Annotated in this window: 16 protein-coding genes and 1 pseudogene; 16 read left to right on the forward strand and 1 reads right to left on the reverse strand. The window is 37.0% G+C overall.

Translation table 11 applies throughout. The annotated features are described in order from the left end of the window. Positions 1-24: 24 nt before the first annotated feature. From rsgA to VHP32_05595, 8 genes are all read left to right on the forward strand, one after another. Positions 25-1173, forward strand: a complete 1149-nt coding sequence (gene rsgA, locus VHP32_05560) for a ribosome small subunit-dependent GTPase A (GenBank protein ID HEX2787355.1) — start codon at positions 25-27, stop codon at positions 1171-1173. A 173-nt stretch (positions 1174-1346) separates the two neighbouring features. Next, entirely contained in the window at positions 1347-3041 is a 1695-nt protein-coding gene (locus VHP32_05565) for a M3 family oligoendopeptidase (protein ID HEX2787356.1), read from the forward strand. A gap of 157 nt (positions 3042-3198) precedes the next feature. Further along, positions 3199-5037, forward strand: a complete 1839-nt coding sequence (gene typA / locus VHP32_05570) for a translational GTPase TypA (protein HEX2787357.1) — start codon at positions 3199-3201, stop codon at positions 5035-5037. Between the two features lie 175 nt (positions 5038-5212). Beyond that, positions 5213-6913: a M3 family oligoendopeptidase gene (locus tag VHP32_05575; GenBank protein HEX2787358.1), complete on the forward strand. Its 1701-nt coding sequence runs from the start codon at positions 5213-5215 to the stop codon at positions 6911-6913. A 120-nt stretch (positions 6914-7033) separates the two neighbouring features. Continuing rightward, entirely contained in the window at positions 7034-8053 is a 1020-nt protein-coding gene (locus VHP32_05580; GenBank protein HEX2787359.1) for a DUF6263 family protein, read from the forward strand. A 10-nt stretch (positions 8054-8063) separates the two neighbouring features. Next, positions 8064-8711 (forward strand): uracil phosphoribosyltransferase, encoded by a 648-nt coding sequence (upp, locus tag VHP32_05585; protein HEX2787360.1) that lies wholly within the window; start codon positions 8064-8066, stop codon positions 8709-8711. A gap of 96 nt (positions 8712-8807) precedes the next feature. Beyond that, on the forward strand, positions 8808-11036 hold the full coding sequence (locus VHP32_05590; GenBank protein ID HEX2787361.1) for a bifunctional (p)ppGpp synthetase/guanosine-3',5'-bis(diphosphate) 3'-pyrophosphohydrolase: 2229 nt from the start codon (positions 8808-8810) through the stop codon (positions 11034-11036). A 4-nt stretch (positions 11037-11040) separates the two neighbouring features. After that, positions 11041-12129 carry a hypothetical protein gene (locus VHP32_05595; protein ID HEX2787362.1) on the forward strand — a complete coding sequence of 363 codons (1089 nt, stop codon included), beginning with the start codon at positions 11041-11043 and terminating at the stop codon, positions 12127-12129. A 115-nt stretch (positions 12130-12244) separates the two neighbouring features. Here the strand turns inward: VHP32_05595 and VHP32_05600 are convergent, their stop codons facing one another. Continuing rightward, on the reverse strand, positions 12245-13930 hold the full coding sequence (locus VHP32_05600) for a capsule assembly Wzi family protein (protein HEX2787363.1): 1686 nt from the start codon (positions 13928-13930) through the stop codon (positions 12245-12247). An 87-nt stretch (positions 13931-14017) separates the two neighbouring features. Between VHP32_05600 and VHP32_05605 the strand changes: the two genes are divergently transcribed. The 8 genes and pseudogenes from VHP32_05605 to VHP32_05640 all read left to right on the forward strand — a co-directional run bounded on the left by VHP32_05605 (position 14018) and on the right by VHP32_05640 (position 18615). After that, positions 14018-14944 carry a rhodanese-related sulfurtransferase gene (locus VHP32_05605; protein HEX2787364.1) on the forward strand — a complete coding sequence of 309 codons (927 nt, stop codon included), beginning with the start codon at positions 14018-14020 and terminating at the stop codon, positions 14942-14944. Positions 14945-15097: 153 nt separating this feature from the next. After that, a pseudogene (locus tag VHP32_05610) lies at positions 15098-15205 on the forward strand (2TM domain-containing protein). Positions 15206-15269: 64 nt separating this feature from the next. After that, complete coding sequence (locus VHP32_05615) at positions 15270-15380, forward strand: 2TM domain-containing protein (GenBank protein HEX2787365.1); 111 nt, start codon at positions 15270-15272, stop codon at positions 15378-15380. Positions 15381-15426: 46 nt separating this feature from the next. Further along, the gene (locus tag VHP32_05620) at positions 15427-15945 is read left to right on the forward strand and encodes a 3-hydroxyanthranilate 3,4-dioxygenase (protein ID HEX2787366.1); all 519 of its coding nucleotides are present in this window, start codon (positions 15427-15429) and stop codon (positions 15943-15945) included. A gap of 134 nt (positions 15946-16079) precedes the next feature. Further along, a complete protein-coding gene (locus VHP32_05625; protein ID HEX2787367.1) occupies positions 16080-17078 on the forward strand; it encodes an amidohydrolase family protein in 999 nt (332 codons plus the stop codon). Between the two features lie 16 nt (positions 17079-17094). After that, positions 17095-17469: a hypothetical protein gene (locus tag VHP32_05630; protein ID HEX2787368.1), complete on the forward strand. Its 375-nt coding sequence runs from the start codon at positions 17095-17097 to the stop codon at positions 17467-17469. A 92-nt stretch (positions 17470-17561) separates the two neighbouring features. Next, the gene (locus tag VHP32_05635; protein HEX2787369.1) at positions 17562-17858 is read left to right on the forward strand and encodes a hypothetical protein; all 297 of its coding nucleotides are present in this window, start codon (positions 17562-17564) and stop codon (positions 17856-17858) included. A gap of 1 nt (position 17859) precedes the next feature. Then, positions 17860-18615, forward strand: a complete 756-nt coding sequence (locus VHP32_05640) for a class I SAM-dependent methyltransferase (protein HEX2787370.1) — start codon at positions 17860-17862, stop codon at positions 18613-18615. The last annotated feature ends 4 nt before the right edge of the window (positions 18616-18619 follow it).

Genomic DNA, 18619 nt, shown 5'->3' on the forward strand with positions numbered 1-18619 from the left:
AATGGGATTCCCGCCTGCGCGGGAATGACTTCAGATTTAAAACAAATATTATTGATTAAAAAAATCACATTACAACAACTTGGCTGGAATGATTATTTTCAGGCACAGTTAAATTCGTTAGACATTAATAATAAAGAAGAACTTCTGCTTGTGCGTATTGCGATACAGCATAAGAATCAGTACGTCCTTTTTTCAGAGGCAGGTGAGCTTACCGGTGAGATGTCGGGCAAACTTCGATTCCGTATAGAATCAACAGCCGTACAATCGGCTGATGATACGATAAGCTTTCCTGTTGTGGGCGACTGGGTGCTGGTAAAACCTTATGCTGAAGGTAAAGCGATAATTGAAGAAATTGTCCCGCGCAAATCGAAGTTTTCGCGACTTACTCCCGGCGAAAGAACCGACGAGCAGATTATTGCATCGAACATAGATTATGTTTTTATTGTCTCATCGATGAATAAAGATTTTAACAAGCGAAGAATCGAACGTTACTTAACGATGGCTTGGGAAAATGATTTGAAGCCGGTTATTATATTGAGCAAATCCGATTTAGCAACCGATGAAGAAAAAGAATATTACGTAAATGAAGCTAATGCTCTTGCAGGTGGAACGCCTGTGCATGCTGTAAGCTGTTTTACAAGAGAAAACATCGACGAGCTTTATAAATATTTCGAAGGCAATCAAACAATTTCACTTGCAGGCTCATCAGGTGTTGGAAAATCTTCTTTGATAAATGCTTTGCTTGGTGAAGATAAGATGAAAGTAACCGAAATCACTGATTATAAAGACAAAGGTCAGCACACAACAACTCACCGCGAGCTTTCGCTTTTGCCTAACGGCGGAATCATTATGGATACTCCGGGAATGAGAACAATGCTGATGTGGAGCGGAGCCGAAGGACTTGAGTCTTCATTCGAAGACATTGACCAATTAATCCTGAACTGTAAATTTTCAAACTGTACTCATACTAACGAACCGGGGTGTGCTATTATTGAAGCACTCGAGAATGAAACACTAACTCCTGAGCGTTTCAAAAGCTACAAAAAGCTTCTCAATGAAATTCGTTACAATGAAATGAAACAAGACACAAAACTTCGTCTCGCACAGAAGAAGCAGTGGAAAAAACTCACCGAAGAAGGACGCAACCGCTCATATCAAAAAAGAAGTTTTTAGCTCAAAATCTCCCACTGATTTCACGAATTTATACAAATTCAGCGGAGTTTTTATTATTAATTACACATTATTAATTGTTAATTGTATATCCTTTCCCCTTTAAAAACAGCTAAAAAATCGGTATTTTATAGTTTGTCTTTTTAAACCCATTTACCTAAACCAAAGGAGTTTTAATGAAATTTTCTGAAATGACCTATTCCCGCATTGACATGCCGGAATTTGAATCATCATTTAATAAAGTCCTCGATGAATTTCTTAATGCAGAAGCCGCCGATGTTCAGTTGAAAGCAATCAATAAAATTAATGAACTAAGAACTGAATTTGATTCCAACAAAGTTCTTGCATTCATTAATTACTCAATTGATACCAACAACAAAAAATTTGAAGAAGAACAGGAATACTTTGATAATAATACACCGTTGTATCAAAATCTTGTGAGCAAATACTATGATGCTCTTGTAAATTCCAAGTTCAGAACAGCTCTTGAAAATCATCTCGGAAGACATTTGTTCGACATTGCAGAAATTACATTAAAAACTTTTGACCCTGCAATAATCGAAGACCTGAAGAAAGAAAACCATCTCGCAAGCCAATACTTGAAGTTGAAAGCTTCTGCAAAGATTATGTTCGACGGTGAAGAAAAAACTCTCATGGACCTTGAGCCGCACATGGAATCTCCTGACCGCGAGAAAAGAAAAAAAGCTTTCGAAGCATATTGGGGATATTTTAAAAGCAGAAAAGAAGAATTTGATAAAGTATATGATGACCTTGTAAAAGTAAGAACGCAGATGGCGGTTAAAGTGGGATATAAAAATTATATTCCGCTTGGCTACGCCAGAATGAAAAGAATTGATTATGATGCTCCCATGGTAGCAAATTTCAGAAAGCAGGTTCGTGAGTATATCGTTCCGCTTGCAACGGAGCTTCGCAAAAGACAAACAAAACGTCTTGGCATTGATAAACTTTTATATTTTGATACATTCCTTCAGTTCAAGTCGGGCAATCCATCGCCAAAAGGAACACCTGAGTGGATTATTGAGCAGGGAAAAGAAATGTATAATGACTTATCACCTGAGACAGGAACGTTTTTTAATTTCATGATTAACAATGAGCTTATGGATGTTTATAGCCGTAAAGGTAAAGCAGATATGGGCTATTGCGAATTCATCGGAAAATATAAAAGCCCGTTCATTTTTGCTAACATGAACGGAACCGAAGGTGATATAACCGTTCTTACTCACGAAGCAGGGCACGCTTTTCAGGCATACTCAAGCCGCGACTTTAAAGTGAAAGAATACATGGAGCCGACTTTTGAAACCGCCGAAATACATTCTATGAGCATGGAATTTTTGACATGGGATCACATGAAATTATTCTTCAACGGGGATACTGAAAAGTTTAAGTTTTCACATTTGAATGGAGCAATTCTAATCATTCCTTATCTTGTTCTTGTCGATGAGTTCCAGCATGTTGTTTATGATAACCCTAACATGACACCGGCTGAAAGAAACAAAGCATGGAGAGAGCTTGAAAAAATTTATATGCCTCATCTTGATTATGCGGACAATGAATATCTCGAACAGGGCGGAAGATGGCAGAGACAGGGACATATTTATGAAATGCCGTTTTATTATATCGACTATGCTCTTGCTCAAATCTGTGCATTCCAGTTCTGGAAGCTTTCAAATGCCGATAAAGACCGAGCTCTTGAAAAATATATTTACCTCTGTAAAGAAGGCGGAAGCAAATCATTCACTACATTACTGAAAATGGCAGGACTGAAATCACCATTTGAAAAAGATACCGTTAAAGAAGTCGTTGCAGAAGTAAAAACATGGTTAGATAAAACCGACGACTCAAGATTTTAAAAATAAATTCCCCTCTTGAGAGGGGTGGCTCCGACAAAGTTGGAGACGGGTTGTGTTTTGCAAAAGGAATGGGATTCCCGCTTTCGCGGGAATGACTTCCTTTTGTTTTTTTATATGTGCTCTCTGTGGTATTGTAATTTTTAATAAAAATAATTTAATGAACAAATCACGAAACGAAAAAATCAGAAACATTGCGATTATTGCGCACGTTGACCACGGTAAGACAACATTGGTTGACCATATGTTTAGGCAGTCGGGACTTTTCCGCGAAAATCAGGAAGTCGAAGAAAGAGTCATGGACTCTATGGATCTTGAGCGAGAACGCGGAATTACCATTGCTGCAAAAAACTGTTCCATATTCTGGAAAGATATAAAAATAAATATTCTCGATACTCCGGGTCACGCAGATTTTGGAGGTGAAGTTGAACGTGCCTTAATGATGGTGGATGGTGTTATACTTCTTGTCGATGCCTCAGAAGGTCCGCTGCCGCAGACAAGATTTGTGCTAAAGAAAGCTCTTGAAAACAGATTGCCTGTTATTGTTATAGTAAATAAAATTGATAGAAAAGATGCGCGTCCTCAGGAAGTGCTGAACGAAGTTTATGATTTGTTCATCGACCTTGATGCAACGGAACAGCAAATTGAGTTTCCTGTTTTATATGCAATCGGAAGAGAAGGTATTGCTCAGAAAACACTTGAAGAAAAAGGAAGTGACCTATCTGTTTTATTTGATACTATTATAACTGAAATTCCTGCTCCAAAGTATGATGCAGATGAACCATTCCAGATGATTGTAGCTGACTTGAATTACTCAGATTATCTCGGTCGTCTCGCAATCGGAAAAGTTATTAATGGCTCAATTAAACAAAACGCTGAGCTTGTCTGCATAAACGAAGACGGCAAAGCTCTTCCGCTCAAAGTTTCTAAAATTCAGGTTTATGAAGGATTGACTTATAAAGAATCTCCGGAAGTTTTTCCCGGTGATATAGCAATTTTATCGGGAATAGAAGATGTACACATTGGTGATACTATATGTAATAAGGATAATCCAAAGCCGTTAAAGAGAATTATGGTTGATGAACCGGTTATCTCGATGCTGTTTTCCATTAATACTTCGCCTGTCTCGGGAAGAGAAGGAAAGCATGTTCAGTCAAACAAAATCCGTGAAAGATTGTTTAAGGAAACACTGAGAAACGTTGCATTGAAGGTCGAAGATTCACCTGACAGAGAAAGCTTTATTGTAAAAGGACGCGGTGAGTTTCAGCTTGCAATTCTTATTGAGACAATGCGCCGTGAAGGATATGAGCTTAGCGTCGGAAGACCGCAGGTTATTTTTAAAAAGAAAGACGGGAAAAATCTTGAACCGATTGAACATTTGTTTATTGATACGGAAGAAGAATTTGTCGGAATAATTTCCGAAAAGCTTTCGAAGAAAAAAGGGAGAATGATTAATCTTGTTAATCACGGAACAGGCAGAGTGCGAATCGAATTCAGCATTCCATCGCGTTCATTAATTGGTTATAGAAACGAATTTTTAACCGACACAAAAGGAACCGGAATAATGAATTCCTATCTGCAAGGTTATGAAGAATACCGTGGCGATTTCCCGACACGTTTAACGGGTTCTTTGGTATCGGATAGAGCAGGTGAGGCATTGTCATATGCATTGTTTAACCTTGAACCCAGAGGAACGTTATTCGTAAATCCTAATGACATTGTTTACGAAGGGATGATAGTTGGTGAACATAACCGTGATAATGACCTCGATGTTAATGCTACAAAAGGAAAAAAATTAACTAACATGCGCGCATCAGGAAAAGACGACAGTATTATTTTAACTCCCGTTGTTCCTATGACTCTCGAACGTGCGATTGAATTTATAAAAGATGATGAGCTTGTTGAAGTAACGCCAAAATCAATACGCTTAAGGAAAGCAATTCTTTCCTCGCAGACGAGACACACGCAAAGAGGAAAAGCCGCAAGCGGAAAGCTCTGACAATTAATAATTAGTAATGTGTAATGAGTAATTAATAATTTCTATAAATCCCCTCTTGAAGGGGGTGGATTCGACGAAGTCGAAAACGGAGTGTGTTTACACTTTAAAGTCATTCCTGCGAAGGCAGGAATCCCAATCGCGAAGCCTAAAATTTACTTCGCAGAAAATAAGTCATATGAAATTTTCAGAATATGTTTACAAGCGACCTGATCTTGATTCAGTTTCAAAAAATTTTGAATCATATGTCAATGATTTGAATAATGCACATTCGGTTGAATCTGCACTGGAAGCAATTTCAAAAATAAATACTTTGCGAAATCATTACGAAACCGCAAGAACAATTTCAAACATTAAGTATACAGGTAATACCCGAGATCCGAAGAACGAAGAAGAGCATAATTTTTTTGATGATGCGAAGCCGACAATTGACGGTCTGATGAGCAAATATTATAAAGCACTTGTTAATACTAAACACCGGACTGAGCTTGAGAAAAAACTCGGTTCGCATTTGTTTAATGTTGCCGATAAAATCATTTCGACATTCAATGACTCTATTATTGAAGACTTGAAAAAAGAAAATCATCTTGTAACGCAGTATGTAAAGTTAATGTCATCTGCTGAAATTAATTTTAAAGGACAGACATATAACATTGCTGGACTCTCGCCGCTTATTATGTCAACCGATAGAAATCTTCGCAAAGAAGCGACAACAGCTAAATGGAAATTTTTTGAGGATAACTCAAAAGAATTTGACAGGATATTCGATGAGCTTGTAAAAGTCCGCACAACAATTGCAAAAAAACTTGGATTTAAAAACTTTGTCGAGCTTGGCTATGCACGCATGCGTAGAACGGATTATAATCATACTCATGTTGCTGATTTTAGAGAACATATACGCAAGCATCTTGTGCCTGTTGTGCTTGAATTAAAAGAGAAGCAAAGAAAACGTCTTGGTCTCGATAAATTATATTTTTATGATAATGATATAGATTTCAATACAGGCAATGCTGAACCCAAAGGTAATCCTGAGTGGATAATGGAACGCGCCGGGAAAATGTATAATGAACTTTCACACGAAACAGGTGAGTTTATGAATTACATGATGGAAGGCGAGCTGACGGATTTATATAACAAAGCAGGTAAAGCTCCCGGCGGTTACTGCACTTTTATTGCAGATTATAAATCACCGTTCATTTTTTCAAACATGAACGGAACATCAGATGACATTCGTGTTCTCACTCATGAAGCAGGTCATGCGTTTCAGGGATTTTGTTCGCGTGATTTCGACATTCCGGAATACAGAACGCCGACAATGGAAGCATGTGAGATTCATTCAATGAGCATGGAATTTTTGACATGGGACTGGATGAATTTATTTTTTGAGGAACAGACCGATAAATTTAAATATGCACATCTTGAAAGAGCATTGAAGTTTATTCCTTACGGTGTTTCGGTTGATGAGTTCCAGCATTTTGTTTATGAAAATCCCGATGCAACTCCCGAAGAAAGAAAAAAAGCCTGGAGTGCAATCGAGAAAAAATATCTTTCATTCAGAGATTATGACGACATTGAATTTTTGAAAAACGGCGGCTTCTGGCAAAGCCAGCCGCATATTTACAGACTGCCGTTTTATTATATAGATTATTGTCTTGCCGAAATCTGCGCATTACAGTTCTGGAAGAAATCAGTCGATAATAAAAAAACAGCTTGGGAAGATTATCTCGGACTTTGCAAGGAAGGCGGCAGATATAATTTCACGGAGCTCATAAAAATTGCAAAACTTAAATCACCATTTGAGGAAGCAACAGTAAAAACTGCAATTGAACATCCTTATAAGTGGCTGAGTTCAATAAATGATGCTGAATTAGAAGCATAAAAAACGTTAGTTTTTAAGTATTTTTGCATTTTTAAGCTGTTCACCACTAATTTAGTATGTTTAATATAGCATTCAAAAAAAGTATTTTATTAAATTATCAATAAACGGAGCGATTCCATAATGTCAAATAAAAAAAGCTTTTTATTATTAATTCCCGCAATAATTTTTATGTTTGTAATTTCATCGTGCACTAAAAAAGATGAACCCGGAAGCCAAAGTGGAAACGATACCACCAGTGTTATGGTCGGTGACAAGGTGATGCTAAAGTATAATCCAAAGAAGGATGACGTTTTAAAATATAAAATCACAAACTCTACCAATGTTAAAGAAAACAGTCCGAACACAGGTGGAAAAGATTTAACAAACGACCAGAACATTACAATATTTTATTCCGAGCAAGTGAATGAAGTTAATGAGTCCGGGGTGATAACTTATAAAGTTACATTTGATAGTATTCTTGTGAGCGCAAAAATATCTTCAGGTGATACATCAGTTTCTCAAAACTACAGTTCTAACATAAAAGATTCGGTTTATTCCAAACCTGACTTTGTTGAATTCAATGCTTTAATAAATAATCCTTTCAAGATGAGAGTTTCATCAAGAGGCGAGATTCTTGAAGCATATGAACTTGAAAACGTTCATGATGCGATTTATAAAGCCTATGGTGATACATTGACCGACAAAGAAAAAGAAGTTGTTAAGCAGACATTGAACACTACTTACTTTAAAGATTTGCTTCAGAATTCTTTTCAGAAGTTTCCTGAAAACGCAATCGCAAAAGACTCTTCGTGGATGATAACAGACAGCGACCAGCTTTTAATTTTCCCGGTTAAGAAAATTTTAAACTATAAGTTGTCGGATGTAAAAACCGAAAACGGAAAGACGCTTGTAACAATTGACGCAACACTCGATAATGAATTTATTGAGAAACAGGTTAAAGAAAAAGATTTGACTGCAACCGTGGAGGATTCAAAAACTACCGGAACCGGAAAAGTTGTATTGAATCTCACACGCGGATGTATAGTTAATAAAGAAACAAATCTTGCAATTGACATAAGCATAAAAATGGCAGCGGGCGGTCAGTCTGCAAAGTCCGTTCAGACAATAAAGACGGGCTTTAAAGTAGAACTGCTTAATTAAATAATTTTAAATGGCAAAACTAAAAATCCTCGAACACCCGTTAGTTCAGTCATATCTTACTGTTTTAAGAAATAAATCAACAGGCAAGCAGGAGTTCAGCGTAGCACTTGATAAAATTTCGTATTTGATGGCATCGGATATATATAATGTCCTTGCAACGGAAACCGAGAACATTGAAACGCCGTTAAAAAAAACCAAGGGTGTGAAGATAAAAGATGATGTTATTTTGATGCCGATATTGAGAGCCGGATTAGGACTTAAAAAAGGATTTTTAGATTTGTACCCGGATGCATTGGTAAGCCACATCGGAATTTTCAGAAATGAACACACGCTTCAGCCGGTAAACTATTATTTCAGGTTTCCTGTTATTGATACTAAAAAGGCGAATATAAAAGTTATTGTTCTTGAACCGATGATAGCAACAGGAGGAAGCGCGATTTATGCGATTAAAAAACTTTTTGAGCTCGGAATTAAGAAAGTGTATGTTGCTTCGTTAATTGCCGCTCCTGAAGGAATAAAAGAATTTAAGAATTCATTCTCAAAAACACAGAATGAGAATATTTTTATAACGGTTTGCGCCCTTGATGAAAAACTGAATGATAAAGGTTACATAATGCCGGGACTTGGTGATGCTGGAGACAGAATGTTCGGCACATAATCATCTCATAAGTCATTCCGCGGGGTACCCTCTGGGTCACGCGGGAATCCCATTGTTAAGGATGAGATGATATAAGTTTTTTGGAGGTTTAGATAAATGTTAAGTTCGTATTATAAAAAAAAGCTTGATGAGTTAATATTTTATTCGAAGAATAATCTTCCCACTCATAAGGTAAACGAAAACCTTATAAATAAAGCTTTTAAATTTTCTCTTGAAGCACACAAGCTTGATAAGCGTGTTTCAGGCGAGCCATATTTCTCCCATCCATATGAAGTTGCATTAATTGTTGCAAAAGAAATTCCGCTTGACGACATTTCCGTTGCGGCGGCATTGCTGCATGATGTTGTCGAGGATACGAAATTTACAATCAAAGACATTCGAGAAGAATTCGGTGAGGAAGTTGCCGAGATAGTTGATGGTGCTACCAAAATCGACGGCATATTTGAAAATTATGAGCTTCAGCAGGTCGAATCCTATAAGAAGCTTTTGCTTTCAATGACAAGCGACATCCGCGTGATGCTTATTAAGTTTGCTGACCGTTTGCATAATTTAAGAACAGTTGAGTTCTTGTCAAACCCGAAGCAGCTCCGAATGGCACAGGAGACAATCGAAATATATGCTCCGTTTGCTCACAGGTTCGGTTTGTCCAGCGTAAAAACTGAGCTTGAAGAATTATCCTTTAAATATCTCGACAGAAAAGTTTATGACGACATTGCCAAAAAACTCAGCGAGAAAAAACGCGAGCGTGATAAGTTTATAAAAAAATTCATTCAGCCGATTCGCGAACGTCTGGAAAAAGAAGGATTTAAATTCGAAATTCAGGGACGCGCAAAATCAATTTATTCCATTTACAAAAAAATTCAGCAGAGAAATAAGTCATTCGATGAGATTTATGATTTATTTGCTGTCCGCATAATTATCGATACAAAGAACAAAAACGATTGTTTCACTGCATATGGTATCTGCTCGGAAATTTACATTCCTGTTCCTGAAAGATTTAAGGATTATGTTTCATTGCCTAAGCAAAATGGTTATCAATCAATACACACTACGCTTGTTTCCAAAGAGGGGAAGATGGTTGAAGTACAGATAAAAACCCGTGAGATGCATGAGATTGCCGAGAAAGGAATTGCCGCACACTGGAAATACAAAGAACACGCAAACATCAACGAGGAAAATCTCGAAAAGTGGATGAGATGGATAAGAGAAACTTTCGAAAGCGTTGGGCGTGATGAGGATTCTTCCAAACAGCTTCTTGAAAGTTTCAAGCTCAATTTATATCAGGATGAAATTTATGTTTTTACACCCAAAGGCGATTTAAAAGTAATGCCTTCAAAAACAACTGCGCTTGATTTTGCGTTTGAGATACACACCGAAATCGGGATGAAATGTATCGGAGCAAAAGTTGACGGAAAAATTGTGCCGATAAATACCCAGCTCAGAAGCGGAAACCAGGTTGAGATTCTTACTTCAAAAAACCAGACACCCAAACGCGATTGGGAGCAGTATGTTATTACCCATAAAGCGAAATCGGATTTAAGAAAATATTTCAACGCGGAACGTCGTGAAAATGCATCCAAAGGAAAAGAATTATTCGAGAAAAAATTAAAAAAAGGTAAGCTTCATATTAATGATGATTCATTATTGAAGCTTGTGCACCGTCTCAAATATAAAGACATAGCAGAATTTTATTTTGAAGTTGCGCAGAATGAAGATAAGATGAACGAAATGATTGATTTGATTTCGGACAAGAATAAGCTTACACCTGCAGAACAAAAACTACAGCAAGCTGAATCGAAAACCGAACAGCAGGTATATGAAAAGTTCATAAATGATGCGCGTTCTGCAACAAACGGAATTGCGTTAAGAAATGGTAAAAGCAATAATGATATAAGCGGGTTGAAATATGAGTTTGCAAAATGCTGTAACCCGATACCGGGCGATGAGGTTCTCGGATTCGTTTCCAAAACCGAAGGAATAAAAATCCACCGAAAATCCTGCAAGAATATTGTTAATTTATTTTTGCATGACCCTGACAGGATTCTTGAAATCAACTGGAACGATAACGGAATGGGCGAATACACAGGCGGACTTAAAATCATTGGTGAGGACAGACCGGGAATGCTCAATGATATTACGAATATTATTTCTCATAATTTCCAGAACACAAACATTAAAAGTGTCGTAATAAATACAAAGGGTTCTATGTTTGAGGGAACTCTTATTTTGACAATTAACAACCTTAAACAACTAAATCAAATAATAGATAAAATTAACAACCAGGAAGGCGTGTTCAGCGTCACAAGGTTTGAAGAATCAATTTAACATTATGCTCAAAACATTTTCACTTACTCTTACTGTTTTTTTACTTTATGCAAGTATTTCAACAGCTTGCGATAAACCCGGAACAACTCAGGGTAATAAATCCATGCAAGATTCATTATCTTCATTAATACTTCCTCAGGAAAAACACTTTGCAAACATAAAGCAGCTTACATTCGGCGGTGAAAATGCCGAAACATATTTTTCCCTCGAAGGAGATAAATTTTCTTTTCAATCAACGCGCGGAGGATATCAGTGCGACCAGATTTTTACGATGAACATTGACGGAAGCAATGTTAAGCAAGTCAGTAACGGCAAAGGCAGAACAACTTGCGCATATTTCTTACCGGGAGGTGACAGGATTTTATTTGCATCAACTCATGAAGGCGGTGATGATTGTCCGCCAAGACCGGATTTTTCAAAAGGCTATGTTTGGGCTTTGTATGATACATATGATATTTATTCTGTTGATACAAACGGAAACAACATGCAAAAGCTAACCGACGTAAAAGGTTATGATGCTGAAGCAACTGTTTCTCCAAAGGGAGATAAAATTGTTTTCACTTCGACAAGAGATGGCGACATCGATATTTATACTATGAACATTGACGGTTCGGGAGTTGTACGTTTGACTGACGAGCCCGGATATGACGGCGGAGCGTTCTTTTCACCCGACGGTTCAAAAATTGTTTACCGTGCTTCACGCCCACAAGAAGGAAAAGAACTTGATGATTACCGCGCTCTTCTGAAACAAGGATTGATTCGTCCGTCAAAGCTTGACATATATGTTATGGATGCCGATGGCAGCAATAAAACACGTGTTACTGATAATGGCGCAGCAAACTTTGCTCCGTTCTTTCATCCGGACGGAAAAAGAATTATTTTTGCGTCTAATATCGCCGACCCGATGAGCAGAAATTTTGATATATATATGATTAATGTTGACGGAACAGGACTTGAAAGGATAACATATTACTATGAGTTCGACGGCTTTCCGATGTTTTCACCTGACGGCAAGAAGCTTGTGTTCTCCTCAAACCGCAATAACAGCCAGCCCGGTGAAACAAATGTTTTTATAGTTGATTGGGTGGAGTAATTTTGGAATTTTATTTTGTGGTCATCCCCGCGCAGGCGGGGATCCCGGTATTGGAAGTAAAAATCATTTTTATTTTAGGCTGGGATTCCCACTTTCGTGGGAATGACTTCACCTCTTAAATTGACAAGTCCACCGTTACAAAGAAATACCTATCTATAAGCTTTTGATTTGAAAAAAGCTTATTTGTCAGAGCATAAACATATTTAAATCTCAACTCCCATTGCAGCCACGGACGGTAATTAAAATTAAATTCAATTAAATCTTTATTAATTCGGTCGCCGTTTAAAAACTGCACCTGATTCGAAGCAATATAAAATCCGTTGTTAATGTTGCCGCCGTAATTCATGACAACATTTCCTGCAGAATCAATTAATCCATCAGCATGTCTTTGGTGTCTGTAAGTTATATTCGCATTTGTTTTGCCGTCGTAATAATAATCTAATCTTACAGCAATTTCATCTGAGTTTGGCTCAAGCAAATGCCCGAGCGGCAAATTCCAGTGTGTATATTGCGACTCATTTTGTTCATGGGTATAAACAAATGGATTCAATCTTGTATATTCTGTTTTTAAAACCAAACCATTCAAAGTAAAAGCGTCATTCCACATAAGTCCTGCCTGATAACCGAATTTATTTGTTATGTCATCCGATTTGAACAATGAGCTCCATTTAAAATCATCAACAAGCAATGATGCCTGAAATGAAATATTTTTCACGGGAATAACTTCAAAATCCAATCCGAGCAGACTATTGTTAACATTATTAGAACGTCCTTGAGAAGCCTTGTTTAACTCAGCTGCAGTTAAGAAACTGATTGGGTTAAAGAATGTAAAGTTGAAAGGAGAGTTTGGAATTATGACACTCTCAAAAAATCCGAGCTTAAACCTGTTTGAAAAATTTATGTTTAATCTATGCGTTGAAATATTTTTTGCATCAAGCTGATGGTCGGGAATGCCCGCTGAATCACCTCGAAGCGACCCGTATGTAAAAGAATACTGAACCGCTTTATATGCCAAATCAAGTTTAAAAAAATCAAAAGCAACAGTATTATTCGATAAAAATAATTTATCTATGTAACCGAAACCCTGACGAAGATTTGTTCTACCGACTGTCAATGCTAACCAGTTTGTCGGAGTTTGATATCTTAAATACCCTTCAAACGGCGTATAATAGTTTTCGTTACGTTCGTTAAATTTCCAGTCAGCATAAATAACAGGATCGGTTAGTGATGCAAAAATTTTTCCTGCTGAATCACCACTAAGCTTTGCGTAGTTGACAGCTTTTAAAAAATATCCGACACTGTTAAATAATGTTCCTCGGGTTTGGAAACCAACCCCCATAAATGTAATGGAATTATCTCCGAGCGAATCTCCGTTTGATTTTCTGAACGAAGTACCGCCCGTTATGTCAAAAAACAAACTCGCATTTGAATCAGCATAAGTATAAATATGATTATATTTATCATTGCTGAACATATCCTCAGCGTGAAAGTCGCTCGTGAGCGAAGCATTTTTTTTCAGATTGTGGTTAATGTCATAATTATATTCAATCAGATAAAAATCCAGAATCTTTTTATCGTTAGTGGAAAGCTGTGATTTCTTTGAGTCAATGACTTTCAGAAAATCCGCGACCTGACCGCGCGAAAGCGGAAGATTTGATGAATTATAATCAGGGATTATTTCTGCAGCCTGCATTCTCTGCAGGAAATCATAAACCTTGTCACCTGCATTTGTGAGTTCGACTTGGGCATTTAATTTGCTGATAAATATGAAGATAAATAGAAGTGGTATTATTTTTCGCATTTGGCAATTTAGCTATAAATTAAGAAAATTAATACTGACACTTTTTTATTATATTTAATTCTTGGGCTATAAATGGTATTTTCGTGTATGGCAAAAAAGATTTTACCTCCATACCGCGTTTTGCTTTACTATAAATACGTAAAAATTGAAAATCCGGAAAAGTTCACCGAAATGCATCTTCGTTTTTGCAAAGCAGCCGGATTGAAGGGGCGTATTATTGTTGCAAGCGAAGGAATCAACGGAACGGTGTCGGGCACTTATGAACAGACCGAAGCATATATTTATGCAATGCGCCAGGACCCCCGTTTTGAAAATATGGATTTCAAAATTGATAATGTTCAGGAAAATGCTTTCAAAAAAATGTTTGTGCGGCACAGAAGCGAGCTTGTAACCTTGAACATTGAAGATGAAATCGATCCGAACAAAATTACCGGCAAGCATATAAAACCTGCCGAGTTTTTAAAGATAATTGAAGAGGAAGATGTTTTAATTGTAGATGCAAGAAATGATTATGAATATGACCTCGGACATTTCAAAAATGCAATACGTCCCGACGGCATAAAAAACTTCAAGCAGTTTCCTCAATGGATAAAAGATAATTTATCGGAATATAAAGATAAAAAAATTCTTGCTTACTGCACAGGTGGCATAAGATGTGAGAAATTCACAGCTTTGCTTTTGCGTGAAGGATTTAAAGACGTATCACAGCTGGAAGGCGGAATTGTCTCATACTCAAAAGACAAAACAGCGCTGGGAAAACATTTTGAGGGCAAGTGTTATGTCTTCGATGAGAGAATTTCTGTTCCCATTAACCAGGTTGAAGAATATGTGCCTGTTGGCAAATGTTATCACTGCGGGATACCGACTGATGTATATCACAACTGTGCTAACAAAGACTGCAATGTCCAGATTTTATTTTGTGAGGAATGCGATGTAAAATGGAACAGAACTTGCTCGGAAGAATGCAAAGAGATTGCAATTAATAATGAACAATTAGCAATGAGCAATGAGTAATGAATAATTATAAAAGGAAAGATGTAAAAGGTGAGAAGTTATAATAAAAAAAGATAACTTTTACCTCTCGCCTTTTACCTCTGCCCTCTGACTTTTCCAATGAACTTTTAATTACGATTCTTTTTAGTATTTTTCATATATCAAAAAATCTAAATGGACCAGAATAATCCGAAATATCAGGAAGCTCAGAAGCATGTCAGAGCTCTAAGGGGTTTTTACATCAATTTAGTAACGTATTTAATCATCAATGCATTCTTAGTGGTTTTTAATTACCTTACTTCACCCGGGAACTGGTGGTTTTATTGGGTAACACTCGGATGGGGGAATCGGACTTGCTTTCCAGGCGTGGGGTGTATTCGGAAAGTCGCAGATGTTCGGTTCAGATTGGGAAGAAAAAAAGATTCAGGATTATATGAACAAGGGAAATAAATCTTAAAACAAAAATTTATTCCGTTAACTAAAACGGAGGATAAGGAGAAGTTATGATACAACCGATTAATTTTCAAAAATGGGTAGAAGAAAACAGGCATTTATTTAAACCGCCTGTAGGAAATAAATGCATTTATGACGGTGACTTCATCGTGATGGTTGTCGGCGGTCCGAACTCAAGAAAAGATTATCATTTTCAGGAAGGTCCTGAGTTTTTTTATCAGGTCGAAGGTGACATCGAAGTCGGCTTAATAGAAGACGGGAAACCGAGACTTGTAAAGATAAAAGAAGGTGAAGTTTTTTATGTGCCTTCACGCGTTCCGCATTCACCGAGAAGACCGGCAGGAACAATAGGGATGGTCATTGAGCGAAAAAGAGACCCGCAGGAAATGGATGGTTTTCAGTGGTATTGCGAAAATTGCGGTGAGAAACTTTATGAAAAATTTTTCAAGCTGGAAAATATTGTAACTCAGCTTCCGCCGATACTCGAGGAATTTTATAGTTCAAAAGAACTTCGCACTTGTAAAAATTGCGGCACAGTTATGGAGCCGCCTCCAAAAATAAAATCTTAATAACGGGGCTTATGCCCCTTTTTTATTCTTGAAAATTTTTCGGCACAGAGCATTTTGAGAAGTCATTCCCGCGAAGGCGGGAATCCGATTACTTTTTCTCTGTGTCCTCTGTGTAAAAATCCTTTTTAATGTAAGTGAAGCCCAAAAAAATCGACATACATACTCACATTCTTCCAGAGAACTGGGAGAATCTCCGTGATAAATACGGATATGGAGGTTTTGTTTCTCTTGAACATCATAAACCTTGCTGCGCAAAGATGATGATTGATGGAAAATTTTTCCGTGAAATTCAATCAAACACTTGGGATGCAAAAGAACGAATCAAAGATTGTGATAAATCACATGTTGACGTTCAGGTGCTTTCGACTGTGCCTGTGATGTTCAGCTACTGGGCAAAACCGAAAGATGCGCTCGACCTTTCAAGATTTTTAAATGACCATATTGCGGAGGTTGTGAAAGATTATCCCGATAGATTTATTGGACTTGGAACTCTCCCGATGCAAGCACCTGATCTTGCAATAAAAGAAATGGAACGATGTATCAAAGAGTTGGGATTAAAAGGAATTGAAATCGGAACGCATATTAATGGATGGAATTTAAATGAAGAAAGTCTTTATGAGTTTTATAAAGCAGCGGAAGATTTAGGCGCGGCTTTGTTTGTTCATCCCTGGCAGATGATGGGAAAGGACAGAATGCCGAAATATTGGCTCCCGTGGCTTGTAGGGATGCCTGCTGAAACCGCGCTTGCAATCTGCTCGATGATGTTCGGATGCATTTTCGATAAGTTTCCCAAGCTCAAAGTCTGCTTCGCACACGGCGGCGGGTCGTTTCCGTTCACGTTCGGAAGAATAAAGCACGGTTTCGATGTCCGCCCCGACTTGGTTGCAGTCGATAATTGCATATCGCCTGAAAAATATCTCGGAAGATTTTATCTTGATTCGTTAACGCATTCATCCGATGCATTGAATTATATAATAAAACTAATCGGCGACGATAAAGTAATTCTTGGTTCCGATTATCCTTTCCCGCTCGGCGAACCTAATCCGGGTGAGTTAATCGAATCAATGGACGAGCTTTCAGAGGAAACTAAAGCAAAAATTTTGGGTAAAAATGCAGAGAAATTTCTCTCATAAATTAAATTATACCCCTATGAAAACAATAATATTATTGTTTTTTACCGCTTTTTTCTTCTCCTGTGATATTTTTGAAAGTAATTTGCAGACTCCTGTATTGCTTCATACAATGAAAGTTGAAAACATTCAAATTGACGGAAACAGAGTTCAGACGGATATTATTTTATCAACCGGAACTCCCTGCTATTATTTCTATTCATCCGAAATAACTAAGACTGATTCGGAATGTATTATTAAAATTTATGGTAAAGAAGAGGGTGAAATATGTTTAGCTGTACTTGACTCAATTAAACATGTTCAGGAAATAATATTTCCAACTTCCGGAGAAAAAAAATTGAAATTTTATCGATTTGATGGAGAATATCTTGATACAATTATAACTATTAATTAATGAGATATTTAAAATATATTTTTCTAATAACTGTATTAATTATATTTGAAGGTTGCGCTATATTAGATGGGAATGATACAAACACAAGATTGTTGAACACCTTTGAAATACAAAAAACAGAGTTTTTAAACCATCGCATAGATGTAACAGTTGTTTCAGAAACGCCCAGTCCATGCTATGTTTACAGCGGTTCTGAAGTTAGCGGGAACGATTCAATTCGCATAATAAAAATTTTCGGAAGCCAGGAACAACCTATCTGTGTTGGTTCATTGGGTAAAGTAATTCATAAGCAATCGTTATGGTTTGAAACCCCGGGACAAAAGTTGTTAAGATTTTATAATTACTTTTATAGTACGGGATATCTGGATACAATAATCACTATTGAATAAAATGAATTCATCCACAACCCGCTTTTCTGATAGAGTTGAGAATTACATTAAGTACCGTCCTTCATATCCAGAAGAAATCATTTCTTATCTTGTAAAGGAAGGAATTTTAAAACCCGGATATGTTATTGCCGACATTGGTTCAGGAACTGGAATATCATCGGAAATATTTTTGAAAGAAAGTTATGAAGTCATAGGTGTTGAACCGAACAAAGAAATGCGTGAAGCAGCGGAGAAATTCCTTTCCGGGTATAAAAATTTTAAAAGTGTTGACGGAACTGCAGAAGAAACAACATTAACGAGCGATTCAATTGATTTAATAATCTGCGCGCAGGCATTTCACTGGTTTGATGTTGAAAAAGCACGAAAAGAATTTAAAAGAATTTTGAAACAGGGAAAATATGTATCACTTATCTGGAATGTCAGAAGAGAGGATACTGATTTTTTAAAAGATTATGAGTCGCTGCTTCAGAAATTCGGAACCGACTATAAGGAAGTGAAGCATAACAATATCACAAACGACGTAATCCGGAAATTTTTTGGAAGCGAAATGAATATTAAAGTTTTTTATAATGTTCAGCTGTTTGACTTTGAAGGTTTAAAAGGACGTTTGTTGTCTTCCTCCTATGCGCCGAATGAAAATGATCCAAAGAGTTCGATTATGCTAAAAAATTTAAAAGAAATTTTTGAAAAACATCAAACAAACGGAAAAGTAGCGTTTGAATATGATACTGCAGTTTACTCATCAATTTTAAAATAACTTA

It is taken from the genome of Ignavibacteria bacterium, assembly GCA_036262055.1.
Lineage (GTDB): Bacteria > Bacteroidota > Ignavibacteria > Tepidaquicellales > Tepidaquicellaceae > DATAJP01.

What these genes read in the sequence shown, in the direction of transcription:
- rsgA (HEX2787355.1), top strand. Translation starts at nt 25, where the DNA reads ATGACTTCAGATTTAAAACAAATATTATTGATTAAAAAAATCACATTA.
- VHP32_05565 (HEX2787356.1), top strand. Translation starts at nt 1,347, where the DNA reads ATGAAATTTTCTGAAATGACCTATTCCCGCATTGACATGCCGGAATTT.
- typA (HEX2787357.1), top strand. Translation starts at nt 3,199, where the DNA reads ATGAACAAATCACGAAACGAAAAAATCAGAAACATTGCGATTATTGCG.
- VHP32_05575 (HEX2787358.1), top strand. Translation starts at nt 5,213, where the DNA reads ATGAAATTTTCAGAATATGTTTACAAGCGACCTGATCTTGATTCAGTT.
- VHP32_05580 (HEX2787359.1), top strand. Translation starts at nt 7,034, where the DNA reads ATGTCAAATAAAAAAAGCTTTTTATTATTAATTCCCGCAATAATTTTT.
- upp (HEX2787360.1), top strand. Translation starts at nt 8,064, where the DNA reads ATGGCAAAACTAAAAATCCTCGAACACCCGTTAGTTCAGTCATATCTT.
- VHP32_05590 (HEX2787361.1), top strand. Translation starts at nt 8,808, where the DNA reads ATGTTAAGTTCGTATTATAAAAAAAAGCTTGATGAGTTAATATTTTAT.
- VHP32_05595 (HEX2787362.1), top strand. Translation starts at nt 11,041, where the DNA reads ATGCTCAAAACATTTTCACTTACTCTTACTGTTTTTTTACTTTATGCA.
- VHP32_05600 (HEX2787363.1), bottom strand. Translation starts at nt 13,930, where the DNA reads ATGCGAAAAATAATACCACTTCTATTTATCTTCATATTTATCAGCAAA.
- VHP32_05605 (HEX2787364.1), top strand. Translation starts at nt 14,018, where the DNA reads ATGGCAAAAAAGATTTTACCTCCATACCGCGTTTTGCTTTACTATAAA.
- VHP32_05620 (HEX2787366.1), top strand. Translation starts at nt 15,427, where the DNA reads ATGATACAACCGATTAATTTTCAAAAATGGGTAGAAGAAAACAGGCAT.
- VHP32_05630 (HEX2787368.1), top strand. Translation starts at nt 17,095, where the DNA reads ATGAAAACAATAATATTATTGTTTTTTACCGCTTTTTTCTTCTCCTGT.
- VHP32_05640 (HEX2787370.1), top strand. Translation starts at nt 17,860, where the DNA reads ATGAATTCATCCACAACCCGCTTTTCTGATAGAGTTGAGAATTACATT.